Source organism: Xanthomonas arboricola pv. populi (genome assembly GCF_002939945.1).
In the GTDB taxonomy this organism is placed as follows: Bacteria; Pseudomonadota; Gammaproteobacteria; order Xanthomonadales; family Xanthomonadaceae; genus Xanthomonas; species Xanthomonas arboricola_A.
In genome coordinates this window covers 630,339-649,873 of the sequence record NZ_MDEB01000002.1, presented here as the reverse complement: position 1 = coordinate 649,873, position 19,535 = coordinate 630,339, and the positions used below count along the sequence as shown (strand labels likewise).

Annotated in this window: 14 protein-coding genes and 2 pseudogenes; 14 read left to right on the top strand and 2 right to left on the bottom strand. The window is 58.2% G+C overall.

Annotated features, from left to right (window positions below; all coding sequences use genetic code 11):
- The 14 genes and pseudogenes from virB11 to XaplCFBP3123_RS09310 all read left to right on the top strand — a co-directional run bounded on the left by virB11 (nt 1) and on the right by XaplCFBP3123_RS09310 (nt 13,296).
- Complete coding sequence (gene virB11, locus XaplCFBP3123_RS09380) at nt 1–1,041, top strand: P-type DNA transfer ATPase VirB11 (protein WP_172453172.1); 1,041 nt, start codon at nt 1–3, stop codon at nt 1,039–1,041.
- A 61-nt stretch (nt 1,042–1,102) separates the two neighbouring features.
- Nucleotides 1,103–1,930 (top strand): lytic transglycosylase domain-containing protein, encoded by an 828-nt coding sequence (locus XaplCFBP3123_RS09375; protein WP_172453186.1) that lies wholly within the window; start codon nt 1,103–1,105, stop codon nt 1,928–1,930.
- 58 nt (nt 1,931–1,988) lie between these two features.
- On the top strand, nt 1,989–2,405 hold the full coding sequence (locus tag XaplCFBP3123_RS09370; protein WP_104533769.1) for a TrbC/VirB2 family protein: 417 nt from the start codon (nt 1,989–1,991) through the stop codon (nt 2,403–2,405).
- Nucleotides 2,398–2,709, top strand: a complete 312-nt coding sequence (locus XaplCFBP3123_RS09365) for a type IV secretion system protein VirB3 (RefSeq protein WP_104533768.1) — start codon at nt 2,398–2,400, stop codon at nt 2,707–2,709. Before XaplCFBP3123_RS09370 ends, XaplCFBP3123_RS09365 begins: the two co-directional genes overlap by 8 nt.
- A gap of 101 nt (nt 2,710–2,810) precedes the next feature.
- Nucleotides 2,811–5,264, top strand: a complete 2,454-nt coding sequence (locus XaplCFBP3123_RS09360) for a VirB4 family type IV secretion/conjugal transfer ATPase (RefSeq protein ID WP_104533767.1) — start codon at nt 2,811–2,813, stop codon at nt 5,262–5,264.
- Between the two features lie 64 nt (nt 5,265–5,328).
- Nucleotides 5,329–6,075: a hypothetical protein gene (locus XaplCFBP3123_RS09355; RefSeq protein ID WP_102253875.1), complete on the top strand. Its 747-nt coding sequence runs from the start codon at nt 5,329–5,331 to the stop codon at nt 6,073–6,075.
- Nucleotides 6,076–6,171: 96 nt separating this feature from the next.
- Complete coding sequence (locus tag XaplCFBP3123_RS09350) at nt 6,172–7,269, top strand: type IV secretion system protein (RefSeq protein WP_104533766.1); 1,098 nt, start codon at nt 6,172–6,174, stop codon at nt 7,267–7,269.
- The gene (locus tag XaplCFBP3123_RS09345) at nt 7,244–7,801 is read left to right on the top strand and encodes a DUF4189 domain-containing protein (RefSeq protein WP_253254173.1); all 558 of its coding nucleotides are present in this window, start codon (nt 7,244–7,246) and stop codon (nt 7,799–7,801) included. Before XaplCFBP3123_RS09350 ends, XaplCFBP3123_RS09345 begins: the two co-directional genes overlap by 26 nt.
- Nucleotides 7,802–7,903: 102 nt before the next feature.
- Nucleotides 7,904–8,212: pseudogene (locus XaplCFBP3123_RS09340) on the top strand (type IV secretion system protein); the annotation flags it as partial.
- Nucleotide 8,213: 1 nt separating this feature from the next.
- Nucleotides 8,214–8,702 (top strand): DUF4189 domain-containing protein, encoded by a 489-nt coding sequence (locus XaplCFBP3123_RS09335; protein WP_104533764.1) that lies wholly within the window; start codon nt 8,214–8,216, stop codon nt 8,700–8,702.
- Between the two features lie 108 nt (nt 8,703–8,810).
- Entirely contained in the window at nt 8,811–9,614 is an 804-nt protein-coding gene (locus tag XaplCFBP3123_RS09330) for an FG-GAP repeat protein (protein ID WP_253254172.1), read from the top strand.
- A 105-nt stretch (nt 9,615–9,719) separates the two neighbouring features.
- A complete protein-coding gene (locus XaplCFBP3123_RS21685) occupies nt 9,720–11,015 on the top strand; it encodes an XVIPCD domain-containing protein (RefSeq protein WP_253254171.1) in 1,296 nt (431 codons plus the stop codon).
- 75 nt (nt 11,016–11,090) lie between these two features.
- Nucleotides 11,091–11,407 (top strand): annotated as a pseudogene (locus tag XaplCFBP3123_RS09315) (type IV secretion system protein); the annotation flags it as partial.
- Between the two features lie 272 nt (nt 11,408–11,679).
- Complete coding sequence (locus XaplCFBP3123_RS09310) at nt 11,680–13,296, top strand: alpha-glucosidase (protein ID WP_104533761.1); 1,617 nt, start codon at nt 11,680–11,682, stop codon at nt 13,294–13,296.
- A gap of 839 nt (nt 13,297–14,135) precedes the next feature.
- Here XaplCFBP3123_RS09310 and XaplCFBP3123_RS09305 read toward each other — a convergent pair.
- Nucleotides 14,136–16,910 (bottom strand): TonB-dependent receptor, encoded by a 2,775-nt coding sequence (locus tag XaplCFBP3123_RS09305; RefSeq protein ID WP_104533760.1) that lies wholly within the window; start codon nt 16,908–16,910, stop codon nt 14,136–14,138.
- Nucleotides 16,911–17,225: 315 nt separating this feature from the next.
- Nucleotides 17,226–19,307 carry a glycoside hydrolase family 97 protein gene (locus XaplCFBP3123_RS09300; protein ID WP_104533759.1) on the bottom strand — a complete coding sequence of 694 codons (2,082 nt, stop codon included), beginning with the start codon at nt 19,305–19,307 and terminating at the stop codon, nt 17,226–17,228.
- Nucleotides 19,308–19,535: the final 228 nt, after the last annotated feature.

Here is a 19,535-nt window from a genome sequence, read left to right as displayed (position 1 = left end):
ATGACGATTGACGATTCCCCGACAGCGCGCATTTCGAATGATTTCCTGGATTACCAGTACTCGGTGCTGGGCATCCTGGACTACCTGAATTCGCCTGACGTGACTGAAATCTGCATCAATCGGCCTGGCGAGCTATATCTTGAAACGATCCACGGATGGCAGCGGGTCGACGTGCCATCCTTGACATATGACCGCGCCCGCCAGTTCTGCACGGCGGTTGTGAACGAAAGCAACACCGGGCAGCGCATTACCGATGCAGATCCCGTGGTCTCGCTGACGTTTCCTACAGGGCAGCGTGCGCAGTTCGTCATGCCGCCTGCGTGCGATGCAGGCAAGGTGTCTATCACCATCCGGCTGCCCTCCAAACACACCAAATCGCTCGAACAATACAAGCACGACGGGTTCTTCGACGAGGTGCTTGAGCAATCGGCAGACGTCAGCGATCACGATCAAGAATTGCTGGAGTTGCGCCGCAAGCGCGATTACGCAGAATTCTTTAAAAAGTGCGTGCTGTACAAGAAGAACGTCGTCGTCGCCGGGGCGACAGGTAGCGGAAAGACCACCTTCATGAAGGCGCTCGTCAATCATATTCCGAGCGAAGAGCGCCTGGTGACGATCGAGGACGCTCGGGAACTGTTCATCAGTCAGCCCAATTCCGTGCACCTGCTGTACTCGAAGGGCGGGCAGAGCGCCAGTAACGTGACAGCAAAAAGCTGCATGGAAGCCTGTTTGCGCATGAAGCCGGATCGCATCATCCTGGCCGAGCTGCGCGGTGATGAGTCGTTCTACTTCATTCGTAACTGCGCATCCGGGCATCCGGGTTCCATTACCAGTTGCCACGCCGGAAGTGTCGAGCAAACGTGGGACCAGTTGGCGTTGATGGTGAAGGCATCGAACGAAGGCTCCGGTCTGGAATTCGAGGTGATCAAGCGCTTGCTGAGAATGACCATCGATATCGTCGTTCACATCAAGGCTCATGCCGGGCGGCGCTTCATCACGGGCATCGATTTCGACCCCCTGAGAACATTGCGCGGCGGCTGAGACATCGATTTTGCAATTGAGGTTGAGCTGTTCTGGAAGGAGAAATGACATGCTGCCTGGCATGGAACTGATGGGGTGCACTGGACTGGCCGTCCCTGGCGAGGTGATGCAGCACGTTGTCCGTGTCGAGTCGTCGCGCAACCCTTACGCCATCGGCGTGGTTGGCGGGCGGCTGGTGCGTGAGCCACGTGGTTTGGCTGAGGCGGTTGCCACCGCCAAGATGCTGGAACAAAAGGGCTACAACTTTTCCCTGGGACTTGGCCAGGTCAATCGGTACAACCTGCAGAAATACGGCCTGACCACCTATGAAATGGCTTTCGAGAAGTGCCCCAATCTGGTCGCCGCCTCGAGAATCCTTGCTGAGTGCCACTCGCGCTCTGGCGCCAATTGGGGCAAGTCGTTCTCCTGTTATTACTCCGGAAACTTCGAAACCGGCTTCAAGCATGGCTACGTGCAAAAGATCTATGCGTCCATTCGCCAATCGGTAGCGTCTTCTGCATCCGCAGCCGAACCCATTGCGGTCGTTCCGACCCGCCAAGTGCAGCTGCGACCTGCCAACCCGTTGCGGCAAGCGGCCGCTGAATTGGCAGATGCGATCGTGTCAAGGCGTATTCAGGATTTTTCCGGTACGGGCCACACGGCGGCTTCACCATCAGGGCCTATGCTATCGGCGCCTGCCGTACCTTACTCTCTGCCTAGCCGGGCCACCCCAACAGCTCCTGCGGCGCAGGACGAGCTGTACGTAGTGAAGCCGACGGGGCAGGGGCGAGGTGTGGCATTGCCAGCGACTGCGCCACAGGCTACGACGACTGATCAATCGGCAGCCTCCGTCTCCATGCAACGTGCACCGCAGACTGCTCCGCAAGTAGATAGCGCATTTGTTTTTTAGGATGAAAAATTGCCAAGGATCTGGCTGCTAGACCCCCTCTGTTCCCAAGGAGTTAGACATGAAGTTTGAAATCGACAAGAAGACAGTTGCAGATGCCAAGATGGTCGGCACACAGGCGATGAAGGCGCTGCTGTTCACATCTTTGTTAGTGGTGGCTGGCGGCGCCGGCGCGACCGGTGGCGGTAATGGTCTTGCAAATACCGATACCCGTGTTTGCGGCTTTCTTAACAATGTGACTAAGCTGCTGAATATGGGCTCGATCGCAGTGGTCACCATCGCCGTCATCGTGGCTGGTTACCAGATCGCCTTCGCACACAAGCGCATCTCCGAGGTGTCCCCGATTCTCATCGGTGGGGTGCTGATTGGCGCAGCTGGTCAGATCGCCAACATGATTCTGCAAAACAACGGCTCGGATTCGGGCGAATGCTCCACGATCACAGGTTCGTTGGTGCAGGTCGCTCAGTACTATGCATAAAGACGTGCTCTTCCGCGGATGCACCCGTCCGGCGATGTTTTTGGGGGTGCCCTATATCCCCTTCTTCATCGGCGCGGGCGGTGGCCTGCTGTTGGGGATGTACATCAATCTTTGGTACCTGTTGACCATCCCGGTCATCATCTTCGGCATGCAACAGATGGCCAAGCGTGACGAGATGATCTTCAGGTTGCTCGGATTGCGCTGGCTGTTTCGAATGCGTGCTCGAAACATCCAGCGTTATTCGGGGATGTGGGTGTTCACTCCAAATGAGTATCGCAAGGGTCCTCCGGGAAAACCTCGATGAGTATGTGAACCGATGAACCAACCCCACGCGTGCAACCTGCGTGGGGTTGGTGTTTGCGATGGTCATGTTGGTGTGATGCTTCCTTCTTAATTGGTACGACCATGTTCAGTCCAGACAGTCCGATCAGTGAGTTCATTTCCATTTCAACCCATGTGGCGCCGTCCGTCGTCAAGACGACCGGTGGTGACTACCTGTTGATCTGGCACCTGGCTGGCTTGCCGTTCGTGGGGCGGGACGAGTTCGAGCTCGAGCAGCGACACAACACGTTCAATCGTTTACTGCAAACGCTGCGTGCACCTGATTTTGCCAACATCGCATTCTGGGTACACGATGTTCGCCGTAGGCGCAGGATTGGGACTGGCGGGCGCTTCAAGCAGGGGTTCAATCAGAACCTGTCCGACGAGTATTACACTGCATTGTCGTCGCAAAAGATCATGCAGAACGAACTATATTTCAGCATGATTTATCGGCCGGTTGTGACGGGTCGCCGTTTGGTTGAAAAGTCTGCCGATCCCGAAAGGCTGCGTGTGGAGGAAGAGCAAGCTGTTTCCAAGATCGTTGAGCTTGCTACTAACGTTGAAGCGGTTCTGAAAGATTATTCGCCATATCGTCTTGGAATGTATGAGGCCAAGAATGGCGTGGTGTTCTCCGAGACCTTGGAATTTCTCGGTTATTTACTTAATCGCATTGACGAACCGGTGCCGGTACTGCAAGCCCCGGTGCCTGCGTACCTGCCCGTCAGCAAGCATATGTTCGCCAACAAGACAGGCGACTTCGTCGTCCGGACCCCGGATGGCATCAATCACTTCGGCGCGATCCTTAATATCAAGGAGTACGCCGATGGAACCTATCCCGGCATTCTCAACGGTCTGAAGTATCTCGATTTCGAGTATGTCATGACGCATTCCTTCAGCCCGGTCGGCCGCCACGATGCACTGAAGGTGCTGGAACGCACCAAGGGCATGATGATTTCGTCGGGCGACAAATCCTCCAGTCAGATCCGCGACCTGGACCTGGCGATGGATGACGTGGCCTCCGGCAATTTTGTGTTGGGCGAGTACCACTTCACCCTGGCGGTGTATGCCGACAGCCAGGAGAAGTTGGCAAGGCAGATCGCGACGACGCGCGCAGAGCTCTCCAATGCCGGCTTCGTCTCGGCCAAGGAGGATCTGGCGATCGCCTCGTCGTTCTATGCGCAGCTGCCGGGTAACTGGCGCTTCCGCACGCGTATCGCCAACTTGAGTTCGCTCAACTTCCTCGGTTTGTCGCCGTTGCATAACTTTGCCCAGGGCAAACAGCACAACAACCCTTGGGGCGATTGTGTCACCACCCTGCAGACCACTAACGGCCAGCCGTATTATTTCAATTTCCACGCGACCCACCCGGCCGAGAACTCCCTGGGTGAGAAGGCGATCGGCAATACGATGGTCATCGGCAAGTCCGGTACTGGCAAGACGGCGCTGATCAACTTCCTGTTGAGCCAAGTGCAGAAGTTCGACCCGATCCCGACGATCTTCTTCTTCGACAAGGATCGCGGCGCGGAGATTTTCGTGCGTGCCTGTGGCGGGAACTACCTGGCGCTGGAGAACGGCTCCCCGACCGGCTTCAACCCGTTTCAGTGCGAGCGCAATGAGGCCAATACCCAATTCCTTGCTGAGCTGATCAAGGTGCTCGGTGGCAAGGCCGAGTACAGCGCCCGCGAGGAGGAAGACATCTACCGCGCGGTGGAAGGCATGCTGGACACGCCGATGCATCTGCGCAGCATGAGCAACTTCCGCAAGAGCCTGCCCAACATGGGCGACGACGGGCTGTATGCGCGCCTGCGTCGTTGGACCGTCGGCAATTCGCTGGGTTGGGTGTTTGATAACCCGGTGGACACCATCGACCTGACGCGCGCATCGATCATCGGCTTCGACTACACCGACGTGATCGACAACGCGGAAGTGCGCGTGCCTGTGATCAACTACCTGCTGCATCGCCTGGAGGCGCTGATCGACGGGCGTCCGCTGATCTACGTGATGGACGAATTCTGGAAAATCCTCGATGGCAAGGGTGGCCTGAAGGAGTTCGCCAAGAACAAGCAGAAGACCATCCGTAAACAGAACGGCCTGGGCATCTTCGCCACGCAGAGCCCGGAAGACGCCCTGGCCAGCGACATCGCTGCGGCGCTGATCGAGCAGACCGCCACGATGGTGCTGCTGCCCAACCCCAACGCCAGTCGCGACGATTACATGGAAGGACTCAAGCTCACCGATGCCGAATACCAGGTGGTCGTCTCGCTCGATGAGCGCTCGCGCTGCTTCCTTGTCAAGCAAGGCCATGCCTCTGCGGTGTGCCAGCTCAACCTGCGTGGGATGGACGACGCACTGTCGGTCATTTCGTCCTCGACCGACAACATCGAGATCATGCATGAAATCCTGGCCGGCAAGGCCAGCAAGTTGGGCGTCACCGTCGATCAGCTGACGCCGGAGCAGTGGCTGAGCGATTTCTATGCCAACCGCAAGGGGTCGGGTAAGCGCAAAGCCGTCAAAGACAAGGAGGCCGAAGATGCGTAGTCCTCATCATCGGCAACACACTTTCTACGCATCAACTTCATCTGTGTCAGGAGGCAAAAACACCATGGCAACCAAGTTCAGACATTTTTCTCGCGTGTTCACGGGACTGGTGCTGCTCTGCATGGCCGGAGCCGCCAGTGCGCAGTGGGAAGTGGAAGACAAGAAGTTGAATGAGAAGGTGGAGCAGATTCGCAAGAACCAGACCATCAAAAATGGCGATGGTAAGGAATCCAGTGGCAAAGAGGTCGAGAAGCCAAAGGTGACTCTGCCGAAGCTTGCCGACGACTTCGGTGTGAGCGCGTGCTCTTCGTCCACCTCCGGGACGCCCGTCTCAAGTGTGCAAAAGCAGGTCTGCGAGATGACCCAACGTACACGCAATGCGCAGTACAACTACATGCTGGCGATGAACGAGATTACCGCCAAGCGTCTTGAGCGCCTACGCACGATCGAGGAAGAGCGCAAGAAGATCGGCGATCAGAAGATCGGCGAGCTAGAGAGCAACACCAACAAGCTGCTCGCCCTGAAGGCGATGATGGATATTGACCGTCAGCAGATGGAGTCGGCGATGTTCGCCTACGACCAGCGCATCGCGTATCTGACGGACAAACAGACGGGAGCGGCATTGGCGGCGATGAGCGGCACCAAGCCGCCCGATCCCGAGGGCGAGTCCTCCTGGTGGTCTCAGATTACCGGTGATTTGATGAGCCTTGGTAAGACGGCCGTTGCGGGTTTGGCGATGAAAGGTGCGTTTGAGACCATCAGGAGCAAGGAGCCTGATGGCTACAAGCCCCTGATGATCGATAAGGATTGATACGCAAACACTGTGGTGGAAGCGTGTATTGCAATGGACTCAGTATCGGGCAGCAGTTGCCCCACGGCGCAGCCGTCTCAGTGGATGTGGTGACTTATGAATATCAGTGATTTCCTAACGAACATCGCTAACTACGAATTTTTTCGTCTCATCAACGATTACCTTCGCGACGAAATTTCCATCTTCCAGTGGGAATTGTTGCAGCGAACGACGGCTTGGGTGGGGATGGTGTCCCTAACAGTGTTGACGCTGTGGATCTTCATCCAGGGCTACCGCATCGTCACCGGCCAGTCGCGCGAAGCGGCGATGGGCTTGGTGGTCACGGCGTTGCGCGCCGCGCTGATCATTGGGTTGGCAACGAGCATGGCCAAGGGCTCGCCCCAGCTGTATTGGACCCTGACCGACGGCATCAGTTCAGCGATTACCAAGACAGTCACAGGTGACTCCGATAGCCCCTACAAGTCGATCGACCAAAACCTGATGCTGATGCAGATGGCGTTGGCCGGGTTGGATCAGATCAAGACCGGCGGCGATAAAGAAAGCGAAGACGCCAAGAACCGGGCGCGCTGGTTCACTGGTATCGGCATGGCCGGCCCCGGGGTGGTGGCAGGCTCAATGCTGCTGTTGAACAAGCTTGCGATGGCGATGGTGGTGGGGTTTGGCCCGCTGTTCATCCTGTGCCTGTTGTTCCAGGCGACCAAGTCGCTGTTCAGCAAATGGCTGCTATACGGATTAGGCACTATGTTTTCATTGTCTGTGCTGACCTTTACCGTGAGCTTGGCGACCAAGGTGGTTGGAGCGGTGGGTGTGGCGTTTCTTGCGAAGTGGGCGGTCAGCGGCGGCAATGGTGAAGGCATCAGCAGCATGGCGTTGCAGCAGGGAGGAGTGGGCTTGGTGTTGACTACCTTGATACTTACCGCACCACCGATGGCGGCGGCGTTCTTCCAAGGCACGCTGGGCCAGTTTGCCCCGTATTCGGCGATTGGCTCGCTGGGTTCGTCCGATGCGGCGTCCAATGCCAATAGGCAGGGGGCTAACGCTCAGCAGTCTTACACACCACCCACTCCAAGTCGCGAAAGTAGTTCTGCTAACAGCAATATTCAGCAGGCAAACCAAGTCGGCACACGGAACAGTAGTGGTGAGATAAATTCTCCAACGAGCAATAGCGGTGATCGTGGTCTTGCTCAGAGGTAAATCATTAAATTACGGTGACGCTATGAAGCGATTTTTTTTACCAATCTCAATATTGCTCCTAATTGCTTTTTCCGGGAGCGTGTATGGGCAAACTCGATGCCCAATGGGTGTTCAGATGGGAAGCATTCAATGCATTCCCGACACGCCCGAAATGGGAGGTCAACAAATCCCATCTCCTAAACCAATGCCCAACGGGGAGTGGATAAAAACCTGGGGTGCAATTGTTAACTCCAAGCAAATTTCTAAGGCGTGGGCTTCAGTCGGCAAACCTACTAAGAAAAGCGCAGAGGATGATGCTTTAGATCAATGTGGCTCGGAAGGTTTTCAAGAGTGCTACGTTAGCTTTACGTATATGAATCAATGTGTCGCTCTTGCATCGCCAGCATCCGGGAACACGGGAAGTGGCGTCTCTTCTGCTGCTGATATCAATGTGGCTTCCAGAAATTCTTTAACTACTTGCCAAAAGAAAGGCGGGGTTAATTGTTCTGTAATATATAAAGAATGCACAGAGCCTTTCTTTAGAAAATATTGAATTGCGTGCCAGTTAATTTAAATTTAATAATGGTGAATTACTATTTTTACGTGAGATTTAACGCATTCCTTATGGGCGGCGGCGTCGGCATGGCTCTGTAGCAAGGAGGGGGGAGGATTGGTGGTGACCACACCGATCATCACGGCACCACCAATAGCAGCAGCCTTCTTCCAGGGCACGCTGGGCCAGTTCACGGCGTACTCGGCGCTGGGGCAGCTGGATCGGGCAGGTCAGTCTCCGGCAGCTGGGCGGCCTTGTGAGCCGGCGGCGCCGGCTAGGGATAATCAACGTTATGAAATTACTCCTGTCCCTCAAGTGAGTGGCCGAGTTTCGGGCGATGAGTCCAATCCTAGCCATGCCGCAAGCGGTAAAATGGGTAACGCTAATAACGTGGATAGGCAGCGGGGTTAAAATGCATAAAATTATTTTATTATTAGTGGTTATTCCTGCGTTTGCGTTTGCGCAAACGGCGTGTCCAGTTGGTGTTGCGCCTGGCAGTCCACAATGTGGGCCTGATTCTGGGACATCAAGAGGAGACATTCCTGCTCCGCCGCCGCGGCCTACGGGTGAGTGGATAAAAACATGGGGTGCCATTGCCATCGCTGACAATGGCGATGCTGGTTACACTAAGGGGCGTCTCACTAGCAAAGAGGCTGAAGATGCCGCCCTGCAAAACTGCCAAAAATTGGCTGGCATGCAATGTACCATCGTGTTGAGGTTTCATAATCAGTGTGCTGCCATTGCGTCGCCTGCTTCTAGTCGTGGTAAGGGGGCGATAACTGGAGGCCCATCCTTGAATGATGTGGAATCCAGAGCAACGAAAACTTGCGAGAAGAATTCGGGAGGAGATTGTAAAATTGCAATGTCAACTTGCAGCGATCCCATCTTTAAGAAGCTCTGATTTTTCTGTCATAAATGCCGCTAGCAAAGTGTCGCGAACCGAGAGGCGGGCACAATTTGTTCGGAGCTGGTATTTAAGAAATATTGATTTGAATTGGAAGGATTTTCTATGGTGGAACGTACACTAGCAAGAGCGGTCGTGGGGGCGCTGTATTTAGCTTGCGTCATCTCGATCACAGCGTGCAGTCCTGGCAATACTCCGTCCGCAGAGGCTGACGGAGCGAAATTATCCGCCCAAGATCAAACTGGCAAAAAGCCTGAATCCTCGCCGCAAAAGGACTTGAAAATGCAATCTACTGTCAATGCCAAGCTCAACGACCGGGGCGAGATAAGCGCAGATATCAACGGCATTGCTGTCTCAATCAAGGCGCAGGGCTGCAGCGAAGATAGCCCAGGGATCATGCTATGTAACCGTTCGCCGGTCGTGGAGGTGACATTCCCCGGAGCCAAGCCGATTGCACTGGAGCCTGAGGCTTTGTACTTGGATAGTAACTCCACGTTCTATCATGGTCCGTTAGACGACACTTACAAGAAGAACCGCCACTCAATCATTTTGACAGATATCAATGGCGATGGGCACGAAGATGTAGTGGTGTGGTCTGGAAAAGAGGGTAATTATGGTGGTCCCTCTTACAGTGTCTATCTTTTCGATGCTGCGCAGAAAACCCTTGTTTTCAATGAGTCGCTATCCGATATTACGGTAATGGCCAACGGTCTATTCTCCGTGAAAGGAAATATGCTGACGTCTACTTCTGGTGATGGATGTTGTATCCACGTCTTCGATACCTACGAGCTTAAGAATAACGAGGCAGTGCTGATAGAGCGGTTAACCGAAGACACGAATGATCCGGCTAATCCGAAGAAAAAGATCGAGCGGCTTCAAGACGGTGAAATGAAGGAGGTGTCCAACTAGGAAGTGATTGGTAATTGGTAGTGAGTACATGCAAGGCATCTTCGGGTCTGCAATGCCGGTAGATGCAACAACAAATTCTAATGATATGCAGGTACGGAGAATACTATGAGCGATGGACGTGGTCGGAGCACCGAAGGCTTTGGTGTGGATCGGGAGTCTTCTGTTAGGTTGATCGTCAAAACCGCTCTTGAGAACGGTGTGACAGATCCAAAGCAAATATCGTACATGTTGGCGACGGCTCAACATGAGACGCGTAATTTTCAGGCGCCTGAAGAAGATTTCGGACGCAGCCAAGCGCGCAAGCTTGGATATAGCGGCGGCGAGGAGTTCTATGGCCGTGGTTACGTACATCTTACCCATGACTACAACTATGCGAAGTTCGATAAGTTGCTAGGCCTTAACGGTGAAATGGTCCGCAGCCCGGACATGGCCAAGCAACCGGAAATCGCTGCAAAGGTTCTAGTTGTAGGTATGCGTGACGGCTTATTTACAGGCAAGCCTCTTGATCGCTACATCGATAATGATAGTCATGATGTCTACAACGCGCGGCGCGTGGTCAACGGAGTTACTCCTAGCAAACCCTGGAGCGTGAAGGCAGCCAAGGAATGCGAGGAGTATGCGGGCAATTGGGAACGTCGCGTTCCCGATTTGATCGAAAGCGTCAAGCGCGATGGGGTCGACCTCAAGCACAGCGTGACGTCTGGTTCGACATCCCATCAAGTTTCGAAGTCCAATGATGGCAAGCTCGAACAAGGCGAGCGCGGCGAACAAGTGAAGCAGTTGCAAGGCCAACTTGCGCAACTCGGCGCCGTTGGCCGCGATGGCAAACCCTTGAAGCCTGATGGCGACTTTGGCGGCAACACCAAGCACGCGGTTGAGCAATTCCAGCGCGAGCACGGGTTGCAGATAGACGGCGTCGCAGGTCAGCAGACCCAGGCCGCTTTGGCCAAGGCGTTGACCCAGGCGACACCCAAGCAACCTGAGCACACGGCCGCGCCTGCTGCACAGGCACAGGCAGCCTCCAGCCCCTTGTTGTCTGACCCTCGCCATCCCGACAACGCGATGTACAACGGCGCGGTGAGCAAGCTTGAGGCGCTGGGTGAACGTGGCGGCTTTGCCAACCGCAAAGAACTAGAGCAGGCAGCCGGGCAAATCGTGTTCGAGTCCAAGGTCAGCGGTCTCCAACGCATCGACCATGTGGTGCCCAATAAGAGCGGCGACGGCTTCTTCGCAGTGCAGGGCGAGATGACCGACCCGGCAATGCAGCGGATTTTTGTGGATCGCAGCCAAGCGCAGAATCAATCGTTGGAAAACAGTAGCCGGCAAGCAGCCGAGGAAAGCCAGCGTCAGGCCACTCAGGTGCAGGCACAGGAAACTGCTTCACGTTCGATGTCCATGTAAATCGGGCGTGTTGGTCGTTGCGTTTCAGCGATCTGGTAAGTCGCCAAGGCAGTCAGGAATGTCCGCCTTGGCTCTATTTCCTGCGACCTGCGCGAAGAAATTTCCATCTTTCAATGGGAAGTTGTTGCAGCGCACGACCGCCTGGGTCGGTACGGTGTCATTGACGTACTGACGCTTCGAATCTTCATCCGTGGCTACCGCATCGTGATCGGCCAGTCGTGCGAGGCGGCGATGGGGTTGGTGGTGACGGCACTGCGGGCGGCGCTGATCATCGGATTGGCCACTAGCATGGCCAAAGGTTCTCCGCAGTTGTACTGGACGATGACCGACGGGATCAGCTCGGTGATCACGCAAACGGTGACGGTGACTCTGAGAGTCCTTATGAGGCGATCGTTTATTGTGGTTGGTGAACCATTACTTGGTTGCCCGTGTATATCGTTCAGCGTGCAGAATATGTCTATTTTCAGGTACGCAGACGATGCTCCCATGCCGCATACGCCGCTTCATTAACTGCGTGACCTGAGCAAAAAGCCGCTGAGTCGTGACATATGTGGCTGCTCATGAATACGTATGCACGGGCACGCTCTGGGTCTGTTACGCCGCTACGCTACGCTCTTGGCTGGGTGCTCATCTCTGTACCCGCAGTGGCCCTGGAGGGGCGTACATGTCGCAGACACCATGGTGGCGCGGGGCCGTCATCTATCAGATTTATCCGCGTAGTTTTCTGGATTCTAACGGCGATGGGGTGGGCGATCTGCCCGGCATCATCGCCAAGCTCGACTACATTGCCGGGTTGGGTGTGGATGCGATCTGGATCTCGCCGTTCTTCAAGTCGCCGATGGCCGATTTCGGCTACGACATCGCGGACTACCGTGCGGTGGATCCGCTGTTCGGGACCTTGGACGATTTCGATCGGCTTCTCGACAAGGCGCATGGCCTTGGCTTGAAGGTGATGATCGACCAGGTGTTGAGCCACACCTCGATCGCGCATGCATGGTTCCAGGAGAGCCGGCAAGACCGGACCAACGCAAAGGCGGATTGGTACGTGTGGGCCAATCCGCGCGAGGACGGGACGCCACCGAACAACTGGTTGTCGCTGTTTGGTGGGGTGGCGTGGCAATGGGAGCCGCGGCGTGAGCAGTATTACCTGCACAACTTCCTGGTGGATCAGCCGGACCTCCATTTTCACAACGCCGAGGTGCAGCAAGCGACGCTGGATAACGTGCGCTTCTGGCTGGATCGCGGGGTGGATGGGTTCCGGCTGGATGCGATCAACTTCTGCTTCCACGATGCGCAGCTGCGTGACAATCCGGCCAAGCCGGCCGACAAGCGGGTGGGGCGTGGGTTCAGTGCCGACAACCCTTACGCGTATCAGTACCACTACTTCAACAACACGCAGCCGGAAAATCTGGCGTTCCTTGAGCGCTTGCGCGGGCTGTTGGATCTTTATCCGAATGCAGTGAGCCTTGGCGAGATCTCGTCGGAAGACTCGCTGGCGACCACTGCCGAGTACACCGCTCATGGCCGCCTGCATATGGGCTACAGCTTCGAGCTGCTGGTGCAGGACTACAGTGCTGCTTATATCCGCGAGACGGTGAGCCGGCTCGAAGCCACGATGCTGGAAGGTTGGCCATGTTGGGCCATTTCCAACCACGATGTGGTGCGTGCGGTGACGCGCTGGGGCGGGGCCGCTGCGTCGTCGACGTTCGCGCGGATGGTGGTGGCGATGCTGTGTTCGCTGCGTGGGTCGATCTGCCTGTATCAGGGCGAGGAACTGGGCCTGGGCGAGGCGGATGTGGCGTTCGAGGATCTGCGCGATCCGTACGGCATCACCTTCTGGCCAACCTTCAAGGGCCGTGATGGCTGCCGCACGCCGATGCCTTGGACGGACGCGCCGTCGGCAGGCTTCAGCAGCGGCAAGCCGTGGTTGCCGCTGGTCGAGAAGCATCGTGCGAATGGGGTGAGCGTGCAGCAGGACGATCCGTTGTCCGTGCTCAGTGCGGTGCGCCAGTTCCTGGCCTGGCGCAAGGGCGAGCCTGCACTACGCGAGGGTGCGATCACGTTCTACGACACCGCCGAGCCTGTGCTGATGTTCCGGCGCGAGCATGCTGGCCAGGTGATGTTGCTGGCATTCAATCTGTCGGCCGACGCAGCCGAGCTTGGGCTGCCGGCTGGTGCGTGGAAGCAGGTCGATGTGCCCGGCGTGGAGCGCGGAGCCATCGAACATGGCCACCTGCGCCTGGCCGGGCATGCGGTGGTTTGCGCGATCGAGGGTGGTTGACGGTGTGTTGCGCCAGCTAATTGTTGGTGCGTGATTGTCTGGAACGCAGCGAGGCATTCCTTTGGGGAATGCCTCGCTTTTTTTGTAGTTGACGATTGCTTGGTTTGCCAAGCATTTATAGCGTTACGCCAGCTGTGCGGCTATTCCCTGTCGATCAGGTCCTTGCTCTGTGGATGAGGCAGGGTGTGCTGTTCTCCACGCCAGTCGGGTGTTTTGACCAGAACGCCGCACAGGGATTGCGATTGACTGTGAGGACGTCAGCGTTACCGGCGGCCTCGTAGCAGTGGCTTGGATTCGTGTTGGTGCAGGCAGGCCCTGATGGCGCCTGGAGTGGTTCCGTTTTGGTGCTACAAGCGACTGCTATGCGCAGGGGAGTGCTGATGCGCAAGGGTTGCGTGATTGGCGGCCGACCGTGTGCGCTTTGCAGAGGGCGATGCAAGTTTGGACTCTGAAAAGTTCTAGACCAAAATAAAACCCGCCGGTATCACCTCAGCGGGTTTTCTTTGGTCGATGTTGTCTTTTTGATCAGGAGAGCATTCGGTTCTTCTAGTTGGAAGCCGCATCTTGGGTGATCGCCCATGGAGCAGATAGAGCAGAGCTGGCTCTGCTTGATTGGTGCGCGTTGCGCTTGTGCCGAACCCTCACCCCAACCCCTCTCCCGGCGGGAGAGGGGCTTTGGTGTCCCGGTGGAGAGGGCTGGCGCCGGAGCCGGCCAGCCTGGTAATGTGCCGATTGTCGCGTAGGTAGCGTAGCCACAGTTAGCGATGTGGCCACAGGTAACGTCGTAGCCACAGATAAATATGTAGCCAATCAGCGCATCGTTTGCAGTTCACATCTCATCAGAACTTGTAGTTGACGCCCAGCACGAAGGTGCGGCCCCATTCGATGTATTCCAGTGGGCGGTCCTTGGTTTCGGCATAGGTGCGGTAGGGCGAGTTGCTGAGGTTGCTGGCCTGCAGCAGCAGGGTCAGGCCGGCAAGATCGCTGCTGTCGTTGAAGCTGTAGCTGATCTGCGCGTCGGTGATGTTTTCGCCGACCACGTAGCGCAGCGTGCGGTTGCCGTTGAAGTTGCCGATCTCGCCGATGAAATCCGAGCGGCGGCGCTGGCTGACGCGTGCTTCGAAGCCCTTGTGCTCGTAGTAGGCGGTGAGGTTGTAGACGCGTTCGGACAGGCCCGGCAGGCTGATGTCGCCGTCACCGACGCTGGAGGCGCTTTCCGGGTCGCGGATCTTGACGTCGCTGTCGTTGAAGGTGGCGCTGGCCTGGATGCCGAAACCTTCCAAGGGAGCGAAGACCAGATCCAGCGGCAGCGAAGCGGTGAGTTCGACGCCGCGCAGCGTGCCGCCCTTGCCGTTGAACGGGGCGCTGAAGGTGCCGGTAGTCAGCACCGGTGCCGAGCCCGGTGGCGGCACGTAGCCGGCGACCAACGCGGAGAAATCGTAGTTATCGCGGCTCTGGGTGTAGATGTAGCTCTTCAGGTCCTTGTAGAAGAACGCTGCGGCCACATAGGCGCGCTCGGCGAAATATTTTTCGTAGGAAAGATCGATGGCGTTGGCGCGCCAGGGATCCAGCATCGGGTTACCGCCGCTGGCGCCGGGGCGGCCGGTGGAGGTGTCGACGCCGAATTCCAGCGAGGCGCGCAACTGGTCCACGCGTGGGCGCGCAACCTGCTTTGCCATCGCAAAACGCAAAGTCTGCTCGTACGGGAACTGGAAGGCCAGGTTCAGGCTGGGCAGCCAGTCGCGATAGGTTTTGCCTTCGTCGATCGGGCGCACTTCGCTGCCCGCCGGCTGCGACGCATCCCAGTAATTGGCGCGCGAGGATTGGTCGGCGCTCTGCAACTGCACGCCGATATTGCCGCGCACGCCCACATCGCCCCATTCGGTATCGAGATTGGCACGCAGCCAGGCGGTGGTGATCTTCTCTTCGACGGTCCAGGCCTTGGACACCAGGAACGAGGCATCGTCGCTGGGATTGAACAGCATGTAACGCGAGACCACGGCCGGGACGTTCCAGGCGGGCAGGGCACCGATGCCGGCAAAGCCCAGGTTGACCGGCGCGTATTGCAGGTCCGGTGCGATGGTGGATTCGCCCTGCGCGCCGAGGGTGATGTTGCCTTCGGGCTGGGTTTTCTGTTTTTCGCGGTTTGCGTAGTTGACGCCCACATCCAGATCCGAGAACCAGCTCAGCGCTTCGGGCATCGGAAAGCTGGCCTGCAGGCGCGCACCCTTCAGCACGTCTTCCACGCTGGGCACCTTGCCGTAGCCGGAGCCGTAGATGGTGTTGGTCAGAAACAGCTGATCGGGATTGGAGTAATCCATTCCGGGCGCAAGCTGGGAGAAACCGTTGCCGACAACCGATACGCCAACGGTATCCAGCTGCGGCATGGGCGCACGCTGGAGATTGTTCTCCAGGTTCAATTCGTCGCGGGTAGCCTTGGAGTAGTTCAGGTCGGCGATGATCTTGACCACACCGGCAGTGATCTCATTGTTCCAGCCGAACGCGTCGATGGTGTCTTCGCGCTTGTTGTACATGCCGCGGACCAGCGGATAGACGCCACTAGCGTCGCCGCCGATGAAGCTGTTGTTGTCGTTGACGCGCACGTTGCTGATGTTAAGGCCCGGCGTGTAGCCACCGTTGTAGTTGCTCAGGTTGAGCTCGAACTGGTTGGCAGTGTCGATCTGCTCGGCCTTGGTGTGGAAGGCGTCGAGCGTACTGGTCCATGCGTTGGACGGGCGGTATTGCAAGGTGGCCATGACGCCGTCGCGCTTCTGGTTGCCGGTGCGGCGCAATGCCTTGATTCCGTCGGAAAAATACACGCCGTCCGCCACGCCGGGACGCGGGCGCTGTGCGTTGACTGGCTGCCATGGTTCGTACAGGCCGACCTGATTTTCCTGGATCGGCATGTCGGTGTGTGCGTAGCCGATGGTCAGGCCGATGGTGCGGTCGGCGAACTGGTCGATGTAGCTGACATTGAAGCGGTTGCCGTACGGATCGACGTTGGCAGCCTTGCCCAACGAATTGCGTTGGTAACGGCCACCGATGGCGATCACGCGCTCGTTGTAGCTGAGCGGGCGTGCGGTCTGCATGTCGACTGTGCCGGACAGGCCCTGGCCGACCAGGCCGGCGTCGGGCGTCTTGTAGACGGTGACGCCGCTGACCAGTTCGGACGGGTACTGGTCGAATTCCACGCTGCGGTTATCGCCGGTGCTGACCACTTCGCGGCCGTTGAGCAGGGTGGTGGAGAAGTCCGGCGACAGCCCGCGCACGCTGATGACCTGCGCGCGACCGGCGACACGCTGTGCCGCCAGGCCAGGCAGGCGCGCGAGCGATTCGGCGATGCTGACATCCGGTAACCGGCCGATGTCTTCGGCCGAAATGGCTTCCACGATCGAGGTGGAATCCCGCTTGACCGAGATGGCACCTTCGATCGCGCGACGCAGGCCGGTGACCTGAACCTTGTCCAGGTCGGTCACCGCGCCGGCGGTTTGTTCGGAAGCGGCTTGTTCGGTGTCGGTTGCTTGTGCCGGCGTCGCCGATTGCGCGGCGGCGAATGTCGGTGCGATGGCAACGGCCAGGGCGATACTCAGCGCGGAGCGCTTGTGCTTCAACATTTTCCCCTCCCAGGTACATGTTGTTCTTTGATTTTTTTCGATCCGGCAGACGCCTGGATGCAGTGCATCGCGCGCCACGACGGACGTCACGACTGCGACGTATGGTAGACACGGCACCTGGATGCGAACGGGCACTGCATACGTATTCAACCCGGCTGATGGCGCTGGAATCGATTCCACGCCGGCTTTGCTGCGGCGCGGTACGCTCCTGGCCTGTCGTGAGGCAAACGCCAATGCGCAATCTGCAGCGGTTGCGGTGCCGTTGCGTGATTCACTCGGTCGCGTTGAAGGGCTCTTCAGCCCGTTGCGACCAAATCAGCGTCTGCCATCCACCGGCACGAAGCGAATCGCCTGCCCACCGCCTGGCGCGAGACGCAGTTCCAGCGTGTCGGCGCTGCTGAGCTGGCGTTGTTCGCTGACAAAGGCGAACGGGTTGCTGACATAGTCTGCGCCGTCACCATCGCGATAGATCTGCGCGGTGTAGCGCACGCCCGGCTCAAGGAATCCGAGCGGCACCTGCAGCAGTCGGCCATGCTCGTCGGTGATGCTGCCCAGGAACCAGTCGCGGCTATGCCGGTCCTTGCGCGCGATGGTAACGTAGTCGCCGACTTCGCCATTCAAGGCGCGGGTCTGATCCCAATCCACCGCCACGTCCTCGATGAAGCGGAAGGCATCGCGGTGCTGCAGATAATGCTCGGGCAGATCGGCGGCCATCTGGATCGGGCTGTAAAGCGTCACGTACAGCGCCAGCTGGCGCGCAAGCGTGCTGGGAATCGCCTGGCCGTTGCGGCCTTTCAGGCTGACGATGCCGGGCGTGTAATCCATCGGCCCGGCGAGCAGGCGGGTGAACACCAGGTTGACCTCGTGCTCGGGCGGATTCGGTGGCTGGCCCCAGGCGTTGTATTCCATGCCACGCGCGCCTTCGCGCGCGATCCAGTTGGGATAGGTGCGGCGCAGGCCAGTGTCCTTGATCGGCTCGTGCGCGTTGACGGCGATGTGGCGCGCGGCGGCTTCCTGCACCACGCGCAGATGATGGCGCGCCATCCATTGGCCGTCGTGCCATTCGCGCAGCGGTGTGCCGCCTGCCGGGTTACGACGTTCCACCTGGCCGTCGTCGCAGACATAGCCGGTCTTGACCGAGTCCACGCCGAACCGGGCGTACAGGTCCATCGCTTCGGCAATCTGGTCTTCGTAATGATCCACTGCGCACCCCGTTTCATGATGGCCGATCAGATGCACGCCCTTGCCGGCGGCGTATTTGCTCAGCGCGGGCAGGTCGAAATCCGGTGTCGGCCTGGTGAAATCGAAACTGCCGCCATTGCCGAACCATTCGCCGTCCCAGCCCGGATTCCAGCCTTCCACCAGTACGCCACGAAAGCGATGTGCTGCAGCGAAGTCGATGTAGCGCCTGGTGTTGGCCGTGGTGGCGCCGTGGGTCGGCCCGGCCGCCCAGGTCTGCTGGTTGAGATGCATCGACCACCACACCCCGACATATTTGGACGGCTTGACCCAGCTCACATCGCCCAAGGCGTTGGGCGCGTTGAGGTTGAGGATCAGGTTGGACTCCACCAGCCCGGTGGCCTGGTCGGCGATCTGCAGCGTGCGCCACGGCGTATCGAACGGCAGCTTGCGCCGCACCTTCCAGCCTTCGGCGGCGGGCGACAGCTGCGCGCGCAGGCGCTGGCCTTCGGTACGGCGCAGCCACATGCCGGCGTAGTCGAGCAGCGCGGCTTCATGCAGTGCGATATGCAGCCCGCTCTCGGTACGCAAGGTGAGCGGCGTATGCGCCAGCGCGACCTGGTTCAACGGCGTGCGCTGATACAGGTATTCGTAGTGGATCGGCGCGCCGGCCGGAATCCACCATGCCTCGGCAGGCTGCGCGATGGCGAATTCGGTGACTTCTTCGTCGATGATGGCCTCGCGCAATCCCGCTTGTTCGGGAAAGCGATAGCGCAGGCCGATGCCATCGTCGTACACACGGAAGATCACATCGACCCTGCGTTGCGCGCCACTGCGTTCGCCCAGGCTGACGCTTAGTTCGTTGTAGTGGTTGCGCACCAGGCGCGTCTCGCCCCAGGGTTGTTCCCAGGTATCGTCATGATGCTGGCGTGCCTGCGAGAGGACGACCAGGCCGCGGTCCAGCCGGCCGTCGCGCAACTGGAAGCCTAGACGCGAGCGTTCCAGCACTGGCTGGCCCAAGCGTTGCACGCGGTAGTAGGGCGTGCCGCCATCGACCTCCAGCGTGACCTGCAGGATCTTGCCGGGCGAATCCACGTTGACGGTAGTGATTTCAGCCTGCACTGCGCCAGCAAGACTGGTGAGCAGCATCAATACCAGCAGTCGCGCACTCCATGCGACGCGCGATATCGAACGCACGCGATGTGAAAACAGCGGCATATCCCCTCCCAAGGCGGCCGTTGCGCAAGCGTCGACTATGCAGCGACAAAGGGTGGATGGCGCATGCTGCACTGCGGCCATTGCCATGAATACGTATGCAGTGGTGCGGAACCCCGGAGCGCGCGTCTACCATGGCGCCACGGCACCTGGGAGGGTCCGCGCCCGTGGCACGCCAGTGCCGCGCACTACAACGCGTGCAACGAGGGAGGGAGGCCGACGGTGCAAGCC

Excerpts from the sequence above, each read along its gene's own strand:
- virB11 (WP_172453172.1), top strand. The coding sequence starts at position 1 with ATGACGATTGACGATTCCCCGACAGCGCGCATTTCGAATGATTTCCTG.
- XaplCFBP3123_RS09375 (WP_172453186.1), top strand. The coding sequence starts at position 1,103 with ATGGAACTGATGGGGTGCACTGGACTGGCCGTCCCTGGCGAGGTGATG.
- XaplCFBP3123_RS09370 (WP_104533769.1), top strand. The coding sequence starts at position 1,989 with ATGAAGTTTGAAATCGACAAGAAGACAGTTGCAGATGCCAAGATGGTC.
- XaplCFBP3123_RS09365 (WP_104533768.1), top strand. The coding sequence starts at position 2,398 with ATGCATAAAGACGTGCTCTTCCGCGGATGCACCCGTCCGGCGATGTTT.
- XaplCFBP3123_RS09360 (WP_104533767.1), top strand. The coding sequence starts at position 2,811 with ATGTTCAGTCCAGACAGTCCGATCAGTGAGTTCATTTCCATTTCAACC.
- XaplCFBP3123_RS09355 (WP_102253875.1), top strand. The coding sequence starts at position 5,329 with ATGGCAACCAAGTTCAGACATTTTTCTCGCGTGTTCACGGGACTGGTG.
- XaplCFBP3123_RS09350 (WP_104533766.1), top strand. The coding sequence starts at position 6,172 with ATGAATATCAGTGATTTCCTAACGAACATCGCTAACTACGAATTTTTT.
- XaplCFBP3123_RS09335 (WP_104533764.1), top strand. The coding sequence starts at position 8,214 with ATGCATAAAATTATTTTATTATTAGTGGTTATTCCTGCGTTTGCGTTT.
- XaplCFBP3123_RS09330 (WP_253254172.1), top strand. The coding sequence starts at position 8,811 with ATGGTGGAACGTACACTAGCAAGAGCGGTCGTGGGGGCGCTGTATTTA.
- XaplCFBP3123_RS21685 (WP_253254171.1), top strand. The coding sequence starts at position 9,720 with ATGAGCGATGGACGTGGTCGGAGCACCGAAGGCTTTGGTGTGGATCGG.
- XaplCFBP3123_RS09310 (WP_104533761.1), top strand. The coding sequence starts at position 11,680 with ATGTCGCAGACACCATGGTGGCGCGGGGCCGTCATCTATCAGATTTAT.
- XaplCFBP3123_RS09305 (WP_104533760.1), bottom strand. The coding sequence starts at position 16,910 with ATGTTGAAGCACAAGCGCTCCGCGCTGAGTATCGCCCTGGCCGTTGCC.
- XaplCFBP3123_RS09300 (WP_104533759.1), bottom strand. The coding sequence starts at position 19,307 with ATGCCGCTGTTTTCACATCGCGTGCGTTCGATATCGCGCGTCGCATGG.